This is a genomic window from Stenotrophomonas sp. Br8, from assembly GCF_014763005.1.
Taxonomy (GTDB): Bacteria; Pseudomonadota; Gammaproteobacteria; order Xanthomonadales; family Xanthomonadaceae; genus Stenotrophomonas; species Stenotrophomonas lactitubi.
Genome location: NZ_JACGTN010000020.1, coordinates 114,460 through 127,864 on the forward strand (window position 1 = coordinate 114,460; position 13,405 = coordinate 127,864).

At 66.4% G+C, this 13,405-nt stretch carries 12 protein-coding genes and 1 pseudogene; 7 read left to right on the forward strand and 6 right to left on the reverse strand.

Annotated elements, in window-relative coordinates; translation table 11 throughout:
• Positions 1 to 60 precede the first annotated feature (60 nt).
• From H3005_RS17850 to folB, 3 genes are all read right to left on the reverse strand, one after another.
• Positions 61 to 2,235, reverse strand: a complete 2,175-nt coding sequence (locus H3005_RS17850) for a glycoside hydrolase family 3 N-terminal domain-containing protein (protein WP_100554547.1) — start codon at positions 2,233 to 2,235, stop codon at positions 61 to 63.
• Positions 2,236 to 2,363: 128 nt separating this feature from the next.
• Positions 2,364 to 3,635, reverse strand: a complete 1,272-nt coding sequence (locus H3005_RS17855; protein ID WP_100554546.1) for a mechanosensitive ion channel domain-containing protein — start codon at positions 3,633 to 3,635, stop codon at positions 2,364 to 2,366.
• Between the two features lie 88 nt (positions 3,636 to 3,723).
• Complete coding sequence (gene folB, locus H3005_RS17860; RefSeq protein ID WP_025878255.1) at positions 3,724 to 4,077, reverse strand: dihydroneopterin aldolase; 354 nt, start codon at positions 4,075 to 4,077, stop codon at positions 3,724 to 3,726.
• A 365-nt stretch (positions 4,078 to 4,442) separates the two neighbouring features.
• On the opposite strand from folB, the pseudogene H3005_RS20990 reads away from it, so the two are divergent.
• A pseudogene (locus H3005_RS20990) lies at positions 4,443 to 5,104 on the forward strand (hypothetical protein).
• A gap of 41 nt (positions 5,105 to 5,145) precedes the next feature.
• On the opposite strand, the gene tsaD reads toward H3005_RS20990, so the two are convergent.
• Positions 5,146 to 6,171, reverse strand: coding sequence for a tRNA (adenosine(37)-N6)-threonylcarbamoyltransferase complex transferase subunit TsaD (gene tsaD / locus H3005_RS17870; protein ID WP_100554544.1), 1,026 nt, complete (start codon positions 6,169 to 6,171; stop codon positions 5,146 to 5,148).
• Between the two features lie 167 nt (positions 6,172 to 6,338).
• Here tsaD and rpsU point away from each other — a divergent pair, with 167 nt between their 5' ends.
• The 6 genes from rpsU (at position 6,339) to H3005_RS17900 (ending at position 11,527) form a co-directional block, all read left to right on the forward strand.
• The gene (rpsU, locus tag H3005_RS17875; protein WP_002808376.1) at positions 6,339 to 6,554 is read left to right on the forward strand and encodes a 30S ribosomal protein S21; all 216 of its coding nucleotides are present in this window, start codon (positions 6,339 to 6,341) and stop codon (positions 6,552 to 6,554) included.
• A 133-nt stretch (positions 6,555 to 6,687) separates the two neighbouring features.
• On the forward strand, positions 6,688 to 7,131 hold the full coding sequence (locus H3005_RS17880; protein ID WP_099821346.1) for a GatB/YqeY domain-containing protein: 444 nt from the start codon (positions 6,688 to 6,690) through the stop codon (positions 7,129 to 7,131).
• A 222-nt stretch (positions 7,132 to 7,353) separates the two neighbouring features.
• On the forward strand, positions 7,354 to 8,202 hold the full coding sequence (locus H3005_RS17885) for a YihY/virulence factor BrkB family protein (RefSeq protein WP_223880322.1): 849 nt from the start codon (positions 7,354 to 7,356) through the stop codon (positions 8,200 to 8,202).
• A 59-nt stretch (positions 8,203 to 8,261) separates the two neighbouring features.
• Complete coding sequence (dnaG, locus tag H3005_RS17890) at positions 8,262 to 10,001, forward strand: DNA primase (protein ID WP_100554543.1); 1,740 nt, start codon at positions 8,262 to 8,264, stop codon at positions 9,999 to 10,001.
• A 26-nt stretch (positions 10,002 to 10,027) separates the two neighbouring features.
• Complete coding sequence (locus H3005_RS17895) at positions 10,028 to 10,528, forward strand: protein tyrosine phosphatase family protein (protein ID WP_100554542.1); 501 nt, start codon at positions 10,028 to 10,030, stop codon at positions 10,526 to 10,528.
• A 27-nt stretch (positions 10,529 to 10,555) separates the two neighbouring features.
• Positions 10,556 to 11,527: a bile acid:sodium symporter family protein gene (locus H3005_RS17900; RefSeq protein ID WP_099782541.1), complete on the forward strand. Its 972-nt coding sequence runs from the start codon at positions 10,556 to 10,558 to the stop codon at positions 11,525 to 11,527.
• A gap of 81 nt (positions 11,528 to 11,608) precedes the next feature.
• Here the strand turns inward: H3005_RS17900 and H3005_RS17905 are convergent, their stop codons facing one another.
• Both H3005_RS17905 and cyoE read right to left on the reverse strand, forming a co-directional pair.
• Complete coding sequence (locus tag H3005_RS17905) at positions 11,609 to 12,295, reverse strand: calcium-binding protein (RefSeq protein WP_331273778.1); 687 nt, start codon at positions 12,293 to 12,295, stop codon at positions 11,609 to 11,611.
• Between the two features lie 216 nt (positions 12,296 to 12,511).
• Positions 12,512 to 13,405, reverse strand: a complete 894-nt coding sequence (gene cyoE, locus H3005_RS17910; protein WP_089238231.1) for a heme o synthase — start codon at positions 13,403 to 13,405, stop codon at positions 12,512 to 12,514.

The following is a 13,405-nucleotide window of genomic DNA, read 5'->3' on the forward strand; positions in this document are numbered from 1 at the left end:
GAGGGGATTAAGTCGTTTATGCCACAAACGACTTAATCCCCTCCGTCCCCTTTTCTGCAATCAGGCCTTCAGCAGCTCGAACTGCACGGCCTCACCGGCCATCGACGAGGCACACACCCACACGTCGAACAGGCCCGGCTCGGCACGCAGCACGCCGTCGCGGCCGGTGAATGCCAGCTGCTCACGGGTCAGGGTGAACACCACCTCGGTCGATTCGCCCGGCTGCAGGGCCACCTTGCGGAAGTCCTTCAGCTCACGCACCGGCCGCACGCGGCTGGCCACGCGGTCATGGATGTACAGCTGCACCACTTCCTCGCCGGCCACGTTGCCGGTGTTGGTCAGCGTGGTGGTCAGGGTCAGGGTGTCGTCCCAGCCGACACGCGCGCTGCTCAGCTGCGGCACGCCGTAGGCGAAGGTGGTGTACCCGATGCCGTGGCCGAACGGATACAGCGGCTCGTTCGGAATCTCGCGCCAGCGTGCCTTGAACTCCGACATCGTCGGCAGTTCCGGGCGGCCGGTACGCGGATGGTTGTAGAAGTACGGCTGCTGGCCGGACACCTGCGGGAAGCTGACCGGCAGGCGGCCGGATGGGCTGTAATCGCCGAACAGCACATCGGCCACGGCATGGCCGGTCTGCGTGCCCAGGTACCAGGTGATGGCCACGGCATGCGCATTGCGCACCGCGCCCTGCAGTGCCAGCGCGCGACCATTGCGCAGCAGCACCACCAGCGGCTTGCCGGTCATCGCCACCGCTTCGGCCAGCGCCTGCTGTGCCGGCGGCAGGGTGATCTCCACGCGCGACTGTGCCTCACCGCTGTAACGCTGCGGCTCGCCCAGCGCCAGCACCACCACGTCGGCACGCAGCGCAGCCGCCACGGCCGCTTCGGTGCCACCGGCAATGGCTACTTCCAGCTCGCAACCCGGCACCACTTCCAGCAGCGCATCATCGCCGATGGCCGCGCGCACGCCGGTTTCCAGGTCCACGTAACGCTGCTTGTCGCCGAACAGCGTCCAGCAGCCTTCGATGTTGTCGCGGTCCTGCACGAACGGGCCGATCAGCGCGATCTTCTGGCCGTTCTTCTGCAGCGGCAGCACGTTGTCGCGGTTGTTCAGCAGCACGATCGAACGGCGCGCGGCATCACGCGACAGTTCGTCATGGGCGGCGATATGCGAGGTATCGGCTTCGCGCGCCGGGTCCAACGAACGGTACGGGTCGTCGAACAGGCCGATGGTTTCCTTCAGCCACAGGATGCGGCGCACGCCCTCATCCAGCACGCTCATCGGCACCTCGCCGCTCTCGACCAGGCCCGGCAGGTGCTCGGCGTAGAAACCGCTCTGCATGCTCAGGTCGAGGCCGGCGGTGAACGCCTTGGCAGTGGCGTCGCGGTCGTCGGCGGCATAGCCGTGCGCGACCAGTTCCATGTCGGCGGTGTAGTCGGAGATCACCACGCCCGGGAACTTCCATTCACCGCGCAGGATGTCGGTCAGCAGCTCGGCGTTGGCGCTGGCCGGCACGCCGTTGATGTCGTTGAACGAGGACATCACGGTGATCGCGCCAGCGTCGAAGGCAGCCTTGAACGGCGGCAGGTGCACGTCGCGCAGGGTCTGCGGCGAGATGTCGACCATGTTGTATTCCATGCCGGCCATCACCGCGCCGTAGGCGGCGAAGTGCTTGGGCGTGGCCAGCAGCGAATCGGCGGCGCGCAGGTCGCTGCCCTGGAAGCCACGCACGCGGGCGGCGGCAAACGCACAGCCCAGTACGACGTCCTCACCGGCACCTTCGGCACCGCGGCCCCAGCGCTGGTCACGGGCGATGTCCACCGCCGGTGCGTAGGTCCAGTGCAGGCCGGCAGCGGTGGCTTCAACCGCGGTGGCGCGCGCGGTGCGCTCGGCCAGGTCCGGCTCGAAGCTGGCGGCTTCGCCCAGCGGAATCGGGAACACGGTGCGCATGCCGTGGATGACGTCGGCGGCCAGGATCACCGGGATGCCGAGGCGGCTCTCCTCGGTGGCGACCTGCTGGATGCGGCGGCCGAGCTCGGCGCCGACACCGTTGAACAGCGAGCCGACCTTGCCCTCGCGCACCTGCTGCAGCACCTGGTCGGCATTGCGCACGTTGGCTTCCGGGTTCACGTCCGGAGCGAACGGGCGGACCATGTCCGCGAAGACACCCAGCTGGCCGACTTTTTCCTCGACGGTCATCTGGGCAATGAGGGATTCGATGCGATCGGAGGCCACCGGCAGTCCTTGATGAAAACGTTTACAAGCCCGGCATTCTAGCGATCCCGGACGATTTGGCGAGAGGTTTCGTCATTCAGTTTCAGCCACCAGCCGGATCCGTACGGTCCGGCCGGGGGCATCGCAGCTTACTCCGAGCCGGCCAACTGGCGCTGCCCGGCCATCAACATGGCGTCGCTGGACGCCTGGAACACCCGCAGGCCAAAGGCCGGCAGGATCGCCAGCAGGTGGTCGAAGATGTCCGACTGCACCGCTTCGTACTCGCCCCAAGCGGTGCTGCGGGTGAAGCAGTACAGCTCCAGCGGCAGGCCTTCGGTGGTCGGCTGCAGCTGGCGCACCAGCAGGGTCATGTCGGTGTGGATGCCCGGGTGGCTGGCCAGATAGCGCTCCACGTAGGCCCGGAACGTGCCCAGGTTGGTCACCCGGCGGCTGTTGACCTCGGCCACGCCCTGCTCGCGCAGACGCCCGTTCCACTGGCCCAGCTCCTGCTGCTTGCCGCGCAGGTAGTCGCCCAGCAGGGCGAACTGGCCAAGGAAGGCCAGGTCGTCCTCTTCCATGAAGCGCACGCTGTGCTGGTCCAGGTACAGCGCGCGCTTGATCCGGCGGCCCCCCGCTTCCTGCATGCCACGCCAGTTCTTGAACGACTCGGTCACCAGCTTCTTGGTCGGGATGGTGGTGATGGTCTTGTCGAAGTTCTGCACGGTGACGGTATGCAGGGCGATATCGATGACATCGCCGTCGGCGTTCTGGCTGGGCATCTCGATCCAGTCGCCGATGCGCACGCGGCCATCGCCACTGATCTGTACGCTGGCCACCAGTGACAGGATGGTGTCCTGGAAGATCAGCATCAGCACCGCGGTGGCCGCGCCCAGGCCGGTGACCAGTGGTCCCAGCGCGACCCCCAGCAGGGTGGCGACGATGGACAGGCCCGCGGCCACGAACACCACGATCTTGACCACCTGCAGGTAGCCCTTGATCGGCTTGTTGCGTGCATCGGGCTTGCGCTCGTACAGGCTGTTGGCCGCATCCAGCGCATGCGAGAACGCCATCGATACGGTCAGTACCGCCCACACGATGCACAGCTTGATGATGACGTTGACCAGGCCTGGCGGCAGGTCGGGAATGAGGGTGATGCCCGAGGCGATCACCTGGCTGGGCACCACGTTGGACAGGCGCGCGATGACCCGCATCAGGTGGCTGCCACGCCCGGACTCGGCGCCCGGCAGGCGCTGCAGCAGGCGTCGCAGGCCGCGCACCAGGATGCGCTTGGTCACCCAGTTGGCCAGGCCAGCTGCGATCAGCAGGGCCGAGATCATCAACGCCAGGTAGGCGCCAGGATAGGGTTCCAGTGTGTTCTGCAGCTGTTCCAGCCACTGTACCGCCACCACTGCGTCCACCATCGGTTGTCTCCTTCTTCATTGCTGTCGAGGTTGCCGGCCAGCGGCCGGCACTACCGGGAGTTGCCAGCCGGCGGCTGGCAGTAACGGGTCAGTCCCGCGAGCGTTCGATGATCACGCCGACCGCGCGCGCGCCGCGCACCGCACCGGGCTTGCTCAGCTTCAGGCGCAGCCACTTCACGTCGAACTCGTCCAGCACGATCTGCGCGCAGCGCTCGGCGAGCGTTTCCACCAGGCCGAACTCCGATTCACGCACGAACTGCTCCAGGCGCTTGCTGACCGCCTTGTAGTTCAGGGTATGGGCAATGTCATCGCTGGCCGCCGGACGACGGTTGTCGAAGCCCATCTCCAGATCGAACACGAGGTCCTGGCGGATCCGCCGCTCCCAGTCGTAGATCCCGATCAGGGCGTCGATCGTCAGCCCTTCGATGAAAACCTTGTCCATTGCGGTTACCAGCCGGAAAACAGGCGGTCATGGTAACGGGACGGCGGTGAGCCTGCCCGGAACGGGCGATGGGCCGCCGGGCATTCACAGGGGCTGGAAAAGACAAAGGGCCCTGCTAGCGGGGCCCTTTGGTACTACCGTTTGTCCCCGGGGGGAGCTTTCTCAAGCCGCAAGTCCCGGTGGCGCAGGTGATCAGATTAGGCAGCAACCAAACTGCGGGTCAAGGCCATGTGCGACAACGCAGACCTACGTCTTGTCCCCAGCTTGAGCGCGGGAAATCGGCCACGTACACAAAGGCGTTCCCTGATGGTGACCGACTCCGTCCCTGGCCAACATCGATCTTCCCCTCACCAGCGCACATCACGATGGCTGCATACGATGCATTGAGACGCGCGCTGTCAGCGGAGCGTCTGTCGACCTACGAGAGAATCGCATCGACCTGCAGCCCTGACGTCACTGCCGAATCCCTGTACCTCTGGAACATGCGGATGTGCGGTGCGTTGATGATGCCGGTCCACCTCTGCGAAGTGGTCATCCGCAATGCAGCGGCATCGGTACTGGCGCGGCAGCATGGTCCGCGATGGCCGTGGAATGATGCCTTCCGACGCAGGCTCCCGCATCATCATCCGCCTTTGCCAGGACGGCACTGGAACAGGCAACCTGTCGCGCGACCAGTACATCCGAGATCGTCGCCAACCTGCCAATGGTGTTCTGGCAACAGCTGTTCACCTGTCGCTTCGACTCCACGCTGTGGATTCCGGCGCTCAACGGCGTACTGCGCCATGCGCCTTCGGCTCATCCCAGTGTCATCAGAAAAGCCATGCACGTTGACATCGGACGCATCCGCCAGCTGCGCAACCGCATCGCCCACCACGAACCGATCCTTGAACGCGACATCGGTGCCGACCTGGCCGCGATCGGGCGGCTGATCCACGCCCGTTGCCCGCACACCCTGGGCTGGCTGCAGCGCCATGAACGGGCGACGACGGTGCTGGCGGCCTCGCCACTGGTTGGCAAACGCTCATGACGTTGCCGGCCAGTGGCCGGCATCACAGGAACAGGTCCGGCTCAGACGGCCGGCAGCGTCGCCATGTCCCAACGCGGGGTGACGTCCACCCTCGGCGGGCTGTGCTGGCCCGCCTGCAGCCGCAGTGCGCCAGCGAAGGCAATCATCGCGCCGTTGTCGGTGCACAGCGCCGGCCGCGGGAAACAGGCCCGCCCGCCGAGGCGCTCGGCCATCTGCTGCAGGCGTGCGCGCAGGCGCGTGTTGGCGCCGACGCCGCCGGCCACCACGATCACATTGGTGCCAGCCGCTTCCAGCGCGCGCTCGCACTTGATGGACAGGGTCTCGACCACGGCATCTTCAAAGCCGCGGGCGATGTCGGCGCGGGTCTGCTCGCTCTGGTCACTGTCGCGCCAGGCCATCAGGACCTGGGTCTTCAGGCCGGAGAAGCTGAAATCCAGGCCCGGGCGATCGGTCATCGGCCGCGTGAAGCGGTAGACGCCCGGCGTGCCCTGCTCGGCCAGCTTGGCCAACTGCGGCCCGCCGGGGTACGGCAGGCCCATCATCTTGGCGGTCTTGTCGAAGGCTTCACCGGCCGCGTCGTCCAGGGTTTCGCCCAGCAGCCGGTACTGGCCGATGGCATCGACGGCCACCAGCTGGGTATGGCCGCCGGACACCAGCAGGGCCACGAACGGGGCCTGCGGCGGGTCGTCTTCCATCAGCGGCGCCAGCAGGTGACCTTCCATGTGGTGCACGCCCACGGCGGGGACCTCAAGGGCCCAGGCCAGCGACCGGGCCACGCCGGCGCCCACCAGCAGCGCCCCGACAAGGCCGGGACCGGCGGTATAGGCCACCCCATCAATGTCATTCACGCCGAGCCCGGCCTCGGCCAGCGTCTGCCGCACCAGCGGCAACAGCTTGCGCACGTGGTCACGGCTGGCCAGCTCAGGCACTACACCGCCGTACTCGGCGTGCAGGGCGATCTGGCTGTAGACCGCATGGGCGCGCAGGGCCGCGCTGCCGGACAGGTCGGTGTCATACACCGCCACGCCGGTCTCATCACAGGAAGATTCGATGCCAAGGACTCGCATGCCTGCTATTATGACGCCCCTGCCAACCCCTCGGGGGAACTGGCAGGTCTCACTGCAATCCAACAACCTGCCCCTATTCAGGATTTGCGGCTTGCAGTTTGTTTATTCGCCACTATAATGTGCGGCTCGCCGGGCGTGACCCGGTTCTACTGTGTCCCGGAGATTCCATGCCCAGCGTCAAAGTCCGCGAGAACGAACCCTTTGAGTTTGCTCTTCGCCGCTTCAAGCGCACTTGCGAAAAGGCCGGTGTGCTGGCCGAAACCCGCAAGCGCGAGTTCTACGAAAAGCCGACCCAGGAGCGTAAGCGCAAGGCCGCCGCTGCTGTGAAGCGTCAGCTGCGCCGTTCCTCGCGCGACGTCACCAAGCGTCAGCGCCTGTACTGATCGGACGCATCTTCATTGCGGTGGGCATTCCCTGCCGCGGTGGAGTCGAAGCCGGCACGCGCGAGCGTCGCCGGCTTTTTGCGTTTCCGGGCCCGGGCATCCGCCCTGCCCCACCACCACCACGAGGTTCGCCATGAGCATGAAGCAGCAGCTCACCGAAGACATGAAGGCCGCCATGAAGGGCGGCGAGAAGCACAAGCTGGGCGTCATCCGCCTGATCAACGCGGCCATCAAGCAGAAGGAAGTCGACGAGCGCATCGAGCTCGACGACACCGCCGTGATCGCCGTGCTCGACAAGATGGTCAAGCAGCGCAAGGATTCGGTCAGCCAGTTTGAAGCGGCCAACCGCGAAGACCTGGCGGAAATCGAGCGCGCCGAGATCGTGGTGATCGAAGCCTACCTGCCGGCCAAGATGGGTGAAGCCGAGATCGTCGCGGCGATCCAGGCCGCCATCGCCGAGACCGGCGCCAGCAGCGCAGCCGACATGGGCAAGCTGATGGGCGCGCTGAAGCCCAAGCTCGCCGGCCAGGCCGACATGGGCCTGGTGTCCAAGCTGGTCAAGCAGCAGCTGGCGTAAGCCAGCGTTGATCCGGTAGCGCCGGGCCATGCCCGGCGTTTCGGTTGGTCGCCGGGCATGGCCCGGCGCTACCGATGCAGCACCCGCTTCACCACCTCTTCGACCTCCGGCTGCTACAACATCCCCATGGTCGAGCAATCAAACGCCCCCACCGACACGCGTCCCCACGGCATCCCCGCACGGCTTCGTCACTACGCTGATCGCCTGCAGGACAGTTTCCCGATGGCGGTGGCCAAGCGCTTCGTCGAGATCGACGTGCTGACCCAGGCCGCTTCGGTCTCCTTCTACGCCCTGCTGTCGATGGCCCCGCTGCTGGTGCTGTTGCTGTGGCTGACCGCCTCGTTGTATCCGCCGGCGCAGCAGGCACTGATCGGGCAGATCGGCTCGGTGGCCGGCAGCAGTGTGGCCAGCGTGGCCGACACCGTGCTGCACAACGCCAACAGCCAGCCCAGCGTCGGCTCGCTGGCCGGGGTCTGGAGCACATTGCTGTTGTTCGTCGGCGCCACCGCCGTGTTCGCGCAGCTGCAGAACGCGCTGAACCGGATCTTCCATACCAGCGGGCAGCGCCTGGACGGGGTCAAGGCCTGGCTGCGCAAGCGTGTGTTCTCCTTCGGCGTGGTGCTGGCACTGGGCTTCCTGCTGATCCTGTCGATGACCGCCACCACCGCGCTGCAGGTGGTGTTCGCGCAGCTGCCTTCGGTGCTGCCTGCCATCGGCTACCTGACATCGCTTCTGCTGTACACGCTGGCCTTCGCGTTCCTGTACCACTACCTGCCTGACCGGCGCGTGGCCTGGCGCCAAGCGTTCATCGGCGGCGCCATCACCTCGTTGCTGTTCACCCTCGGCCGTTATGGCATCGGCGTCTACATCAGCACTGTTGCCCCTGGCAGCGCCTACGGCTCGATGGGCGCACTGGTGATTTCGCTGGTCTGGATCTACTACGCCACTGCCGTGTTCTTCGTCGGTGCATTGATGACCGCGGTGATCGACGAACGCCAGTACGCACGTGCACGCCTGGCCAGCGCCGATGTGGCCCCACAGGAAACCGGCCCGGCCGCCGCCAGCGAGTAAACTAGGGGACCTGCCGCCCCCGCAGCGCGCCCTGGCGGCCGCGCCCTGTCCTGTTGCCCATGGCCCGTATCCCCGACGCTTTCATCGACGACCTGCTGGCCCGCTCCGACATCGTCGAGGTGGTGGGCAGCCGCGTGCCGCTGAAGCGCCAGGGCAAGGAGTACGCCGCACGCTGCCCGTTCCATGACGAACGCTCGGCCTCGTTCACCGTCTCGCCGACCAAGCAGTTCTATCACTGCTTCGGCTGCGGCGCGCACGGTACCGCGATCAGCTTCCTGATGAACTACGACCGCCTCGAGTTCCTCGACGCGGTGGATGAACTGGCCAAGCGTGCCGGCATGGAAGTGCCGCGCAGCGAGAACCCGCGCAGTGCGCAGCAGCAGGATGACAGCCGCGAGCTGTACTCCGCACTGGATGCGGCAACCAAGTTCTTCCAGAAAAACCTGGAAGGCAGCGAGAAGGCGCGCAGCTACCTCGACGGCCGCGGCGTGGACGAAGAGAACCGCGCGCGCTTCCAGATCGGCTATGCGCCCGATGGCTACAGCGGCCTGCGCGATGCGCTGGGCAAGGACGAGCGGCGGATGAAGCTGCTCGACCGCGCCGGCCTGTTCTCCAAGAACGACCGCGGCCACGTCTACGACAAGTTCCGCGACCGGGTGATGTTCCCGATCTTCGACCGCCGTGGCCGGGTGATCGCCTTCGGCGGGCGCGTGTTCGAGAAGGACGACGGCCCCAAATACCTCAACTCGCCCGAGACCGCGCTGTTCCACAAGGGCCGCGAACTGTACGGCCTGTGGCAGGTGCGCCAGACCAACCAGAAGATCGAGCGCTTGATCGTGGTCGAGGGCTACATGGACGTGGTCTCGCTGTTCCAGTTCGGCGTCACCCAGGCGGTGGCGACGCTGGGCACTGCGACCACGCCGGACCACGCCGAGCTGCTGTTCCGCAACGCGCCGGACGTGTTCTTCTGCTTCGACGGCGACGCCGCCGGCCGCCGCGCCGGCTGGAAGGCACTGGAATCGGTGCTGCCACGCATGAAGGACGGCCGCCAGGCCTTCTTCCTGTTCCTGCCCGATGGCGAAGACCCCGACAGCATCGTGCGCAAGGAAGGTGCAGAAGCTTTCGACGAGCGCCTGAAGCAGGCCACGCCCCTGTCGCAGTTCTTCTTCGACGAGCTGACCCGCGAGATCAACCTGGGCACGCTGGACGGCAAGGCACGGCTGGCCGAGCGCGCCAAGCCGATGCTCGCGCAGATTCCCGACGGCGCGTTTGGCGACCTGATGAAGCAACAGCTGGGACAGCTGACCGGCCTGGGCGGCAACGCGCAGGCGGGCCGCCCGCAGATGCCGCAACGCGCCGTCTCGCGCACGATCCAGCCGGTGGCCAAGCGCAGCCTGGTGCGCGGCGCAATCGCCGTGCTCCTGCAGCAGCCGACGCTGGCCCTGACCCTGGGCGGCAAGCACCACTTCCAGGGCCTGCGCCTGCCGGGCGTGGAGCTGCTGCTGGAACTGCTGGGGCTGGTCGAACAACGCCCGGACATCAGTACCGGCGCCCTGCTGGAGCATTTCGACGGCCGCGAGGAACAGGCCTCGCTGCACACCTTGGCCGCGCAGACGCTGGCGGGCGATGAAGCGATGTGGACGGTGGAGCTGCATGACGCGGTCGGGCAGCTGGAGAAGCAGCTGCTGTTCCAGCGGATCGACGACCTTAACGCCAAGCAGCGACAACAGGGTCTGGACGATACTGACAAGTACGAGATGCGCGAGCTGCTCAAGGCCCGCGCCAATCTGCGCCTGTAGCGGCAGAACACATCCCCGGAGAGACCATGCTGCTGCGCCTGACCTGCCTGCTGTTGTTGTCGCTCTGCCCCGCTCTGCCGGCCTGGGCTGCGGACCCCGCCCTTGCTGAAGTCCGCCCCGGCCTGTACGCCGGCGGCCAGCCCACGGCTGCGCAACTGCGCGAACTGGCTGCACAGGGCGTGCGCACGGTGATCGACCTGCGCCAACCCGATGAAGATCGCGGCTTCGATGAAACACGCGAGGCCGAAGCGCTGGGCCTGCGCTATGTACGCATTCCGGTGGCCGGTGCCGAAGGCCTGGATGCCGCCAACGTGCGCGCCGTGCACCAGGCCCTGCGGCAGAGCCAGGGGCCAGTGCTGCTGCACTGCGCCTCCGGCAACCGCGCCGGTGCCGTGCTCGGCCTGGTCAACGCACGCTACGAACACGCCAGCCCGGAACAGGCCCTGCAACTGGGCCAGCGTGCCGGCCTGAAGTCGCTGGAAGCAGCCACCCGCGAGCGTCTGGCGATTCCTTCTCCCACCCCCTGATTCCCAGCACCAAGGAGCCTATCCACCATGACCCGCTGGTGGTCGCGCCTGCGACCGGACAACTTCACCCTCGCCCTGCTGTGCACCGTCGGCCTGGCTTCGCTGCTGCCGATGAAAGGCGCCGCCGCCCTGGTGCTCGACGATGTCACCACCGTCGCCATCGCAGCGCTGTTCTTCCTGCACGGCGCGCGCCTGCCGCGCGAATCGATCATCGGCGGCATGCTGCACTGGCGCCTGCACCTGACGATCCTCGCCTGCACCTTCATCCTCTTCCCGCTGCTGGGGCTGTTGTTCAAGCCGTTGTCGGGCTGGCTGCTGACGCCCGAGTTGTACCTGGGCGTGCTGTTCCTGTGCACCCTGCCATCCACGGTGCAATCGTCCATCGCGTTCACCTCGATGGCGCGCGGCAACGTGCCGGCGGCCGTGTGCAGTGCCTCGCTGTCGAGCATCCTCGGTGTGTTCCTGACGCCACTGCTGCTGACCGCGCTGGCCGGTACCTCCGGCGGCGTGCACGACCCGCTGCATGCCATCGGCGGCATCATGCTGCAGTTGCTGGTGCCGTTCGTGGCCGGCCACCTGCTGCGCCCATGGATCGCCGGCTGGGTGGAGAAGCAGCGCGCGCTGCTGCGCTACACCGATCAGGCCACCATCCTGCTGGTGGTGTACTCCGCGTTCGGCGAAGCAGTCACTGAAGGGCTGTGGAGCAAGACACCGCTGCTCTCGCTGTTCGCGGTGGCTGTCGTGGCCGCGGTACTGCTCGGCATCGCCATGCCGCTGATCACCTTCATCGCCCGCCGCCTGCGCTTCAACCGCGAAGACGAGATCGCCATCGTGTTCTGCGGCTCGAAGAAGAGCCTGGCCACGGGCGTACCGATCGCCAAGGTGCTGTTCGCTGGCGGCAGCCTCGGCGCGATCGTGCTGCCGGTGATGATCTACCACCAGATCCAGCTGATCGTCTGCGGCGTGATCGCCCAGCGCTACGCCAAGCGCGCGCCCTGACCGGCAGAACAGCCATCCACGCATGGCGTGGATCTACTGTGGCGCTGAGCCTACAAAAGTAGATCCACGCCATGCGTGTATTCACCGATCCACCAACGTGCCGACGCTCAGCTGCGGCATCCACACCCACAGGTCGTACTGCCGCCCGGCATCGGTATCGACCTCCGGTGCACGCGCAGGTCGCTCGAGCAGAGCCAACGCCTTGCAACGGTCCATGCACCCCCAGAAATGGCCGCGCAGGGCTTCCAGCCGCACGCTGTAAATGTCCAGATCGCGCAGCGCCGACGCCATCGGTTGCGTCTGCATTTCCGGCGGCGCATCGGCCGGCCGCTGCAGCATGGCGTGGACATTGCCGGTCAGGACGACCATGCGTGCGTCATCCGGCAGGCGCCGGTACAGGCGCCGCAGCTCCGCCGCCATGCGATCGTCGCGCGCTTGGCTGCCGCCATCACCGTTGTTGACGTCATAGCCGACCACCTCGATGGCGCGACCCTGCGCCTTCAGCGCGCGCAGGCCTTCGATCAGCGCCAGCATGTCGCGACTGCGGCGGCCATCGTGCTGATCATCGCGCACGGTCCAGAACGCACGGCCGTGCACGTGTTGGCGTGCCATCGCCCCGCCATCGGAATCCAGATAGTCACGCAGTGTGGTGTTCTCACCGCGCGGCAGTTCCAACGCCAGCACGACCGGGCCGTTACGGCTGTAGTCGTCCACCAGTCGGCGCACCAGCAGCGGTATCTCGCGGGTACCATGGAATTCGCCCAGCACCAGAACGCGGTGGTCTCCGGCATGCTAGCGGATCTGCATGGCAGCGTCGTCGGCGCGCGCGCTCATCACCATGCCCAGCGCCAGCAGCAGGGTGGCGGTCCAGCGGAAGATCGAATGCATCCCTGCTCCTTCCTTTCCTTGGGGTCAGGAACAGCAATGGCGATGCGGCAACGGCAGTTCAAGTAGATCCACGCCATGCGTGGATGCCTCAGCCCATCACAACCAGGGCAGGATCCAGTGATCCACCAGCAGGAAGGCGAACAGCGCCATCAGGTAGACGATGGAGTAGCTGAACATCTTCATCGAGAACAGCTCATCCGGCGGGTTGAGCATGCGCCAGGCGTACCAGAGGAACACGGCGTTGAGCACGATCGCACCGCCCAGGTAGAACGCCCCGCTCATGCCGACCAGGTACGGCAGCAGGCAGACCAGTGCCAGCACCACCGAGTACGCCATGATCTGCTTGCGCGTGTGCACCACACCATGGGTGACCGGCAGCATCGGGATTTCCGCCTTGGCGTAGTCCTCGCGACGGAAGATCGCCAGTGCCCAGAAGTGCGGCGGCGTCCAGATGAAGATGATCAGCACCAGCAGCGACGAGTACGCCCAGTCCGACGAGCCCTGCATGCCGGTCACCGCCGCCCACCCCAGCATTGGCGGCATCGCGCCGGCCAGACCACCGATGACGATGTTCTGCGAGGTCGCTCGTTTCAGGTAGACGGTGTAGATCACCGCATAGCCGATCAGCGAAGCGAAGGTCAGCACCGCGGTGATCCAGTTCACCCACAGCACCAGGATCGCCATCGACAGCACGATCAGCACGCTGGCGAACACCAGCACCTGCCATGGCTTGACCTTGCCCACCACCAGCGGTCGCCACGAGGTACGCGCCATCTGCGCGTCGATGTGCGCATCCAGCAGCTGGTTGATGGCTGCAGCTGCCGACGCCGCAAGCCAGATACCGAGGAAGCCGAGCACGCCGGCGCGCACCTGCTCCCAGCTGGGCACACCCGGAATGGCCAGGACCATGCCGACCAGGGCGGTGAAGACGATGAGGGCGACGACCTTGGGTTTGGTCAGGTCCCAGTACTGGCGATAGTTGGAAAACAT

Coding starts and splice junctions, on each gene's coding strand:
- H3005_RS17895 (WP_100554542.1), top strand. CDS start 10,028: ATGCTGCTGCGCCTGACCTGCCTGCTGTTGTTGTCGCTCTGCCCCGCT.
- dnaG (WP_100554543.1), top strand. CDS start 8,262: ATGGCCCGTATCCCCGACGCTTTCATCGACGACCTGCTGGCCCGCTCC.
- H3005_RS17855 (WP_100554546.1), bottom strand. CDS start 3,635: ATGGTGGACGCAGTGGTGGCGGTACAGTGGCTGGAACAGCTGCAGAAC.
- H3005_RS17880 (WP_099821346.1), top strand. CDS start 6,688: ATGAGCATGAAGCAGCAGCTCACCGAAGACATGAAGGCCGCCATGAAG.
- folB (WP_025878255.1), bottom strand. CDS start 4,077: ATGGACAAGGTTTTCATCGAAGGGCTGACGATCGACGCCCTGATCGGG.
- tsaD (WP_100554544.1), bottom strand. CDS start 6,171: ATGCGAGTCCTTGGCATCGAATCTTCCTGTGATGAGACCGGCGTGGCG.
- cyoE (WP_089238231.1), bottom strand. CDS start 13,405: ATGTTTTCCAACTATCGCCAGTACTGGGACCTGACCAAACCCAAGGTC.
- H3005_RS17900 (WP_099782541.1), top strand. CDS start 10,556: ATGACCCGCTGGTGGTCGCGCCTGCGACCGGACAACTTCACCCTCGCC.
- rpsU (WP_002808376.1), top strand. CDS start 6,339: ATGCCCAGCGTCAAAGTCCGCGAGAACGAACCCTTTGAGTTTGCTCTT.
- H3005_RS17885 (WP_223880322.1), top strand. CDS start 7,354: ATGGCGGTGGCCAAGCGCTTCGTCGAGATCGACGTGCTGACCCAGGCC.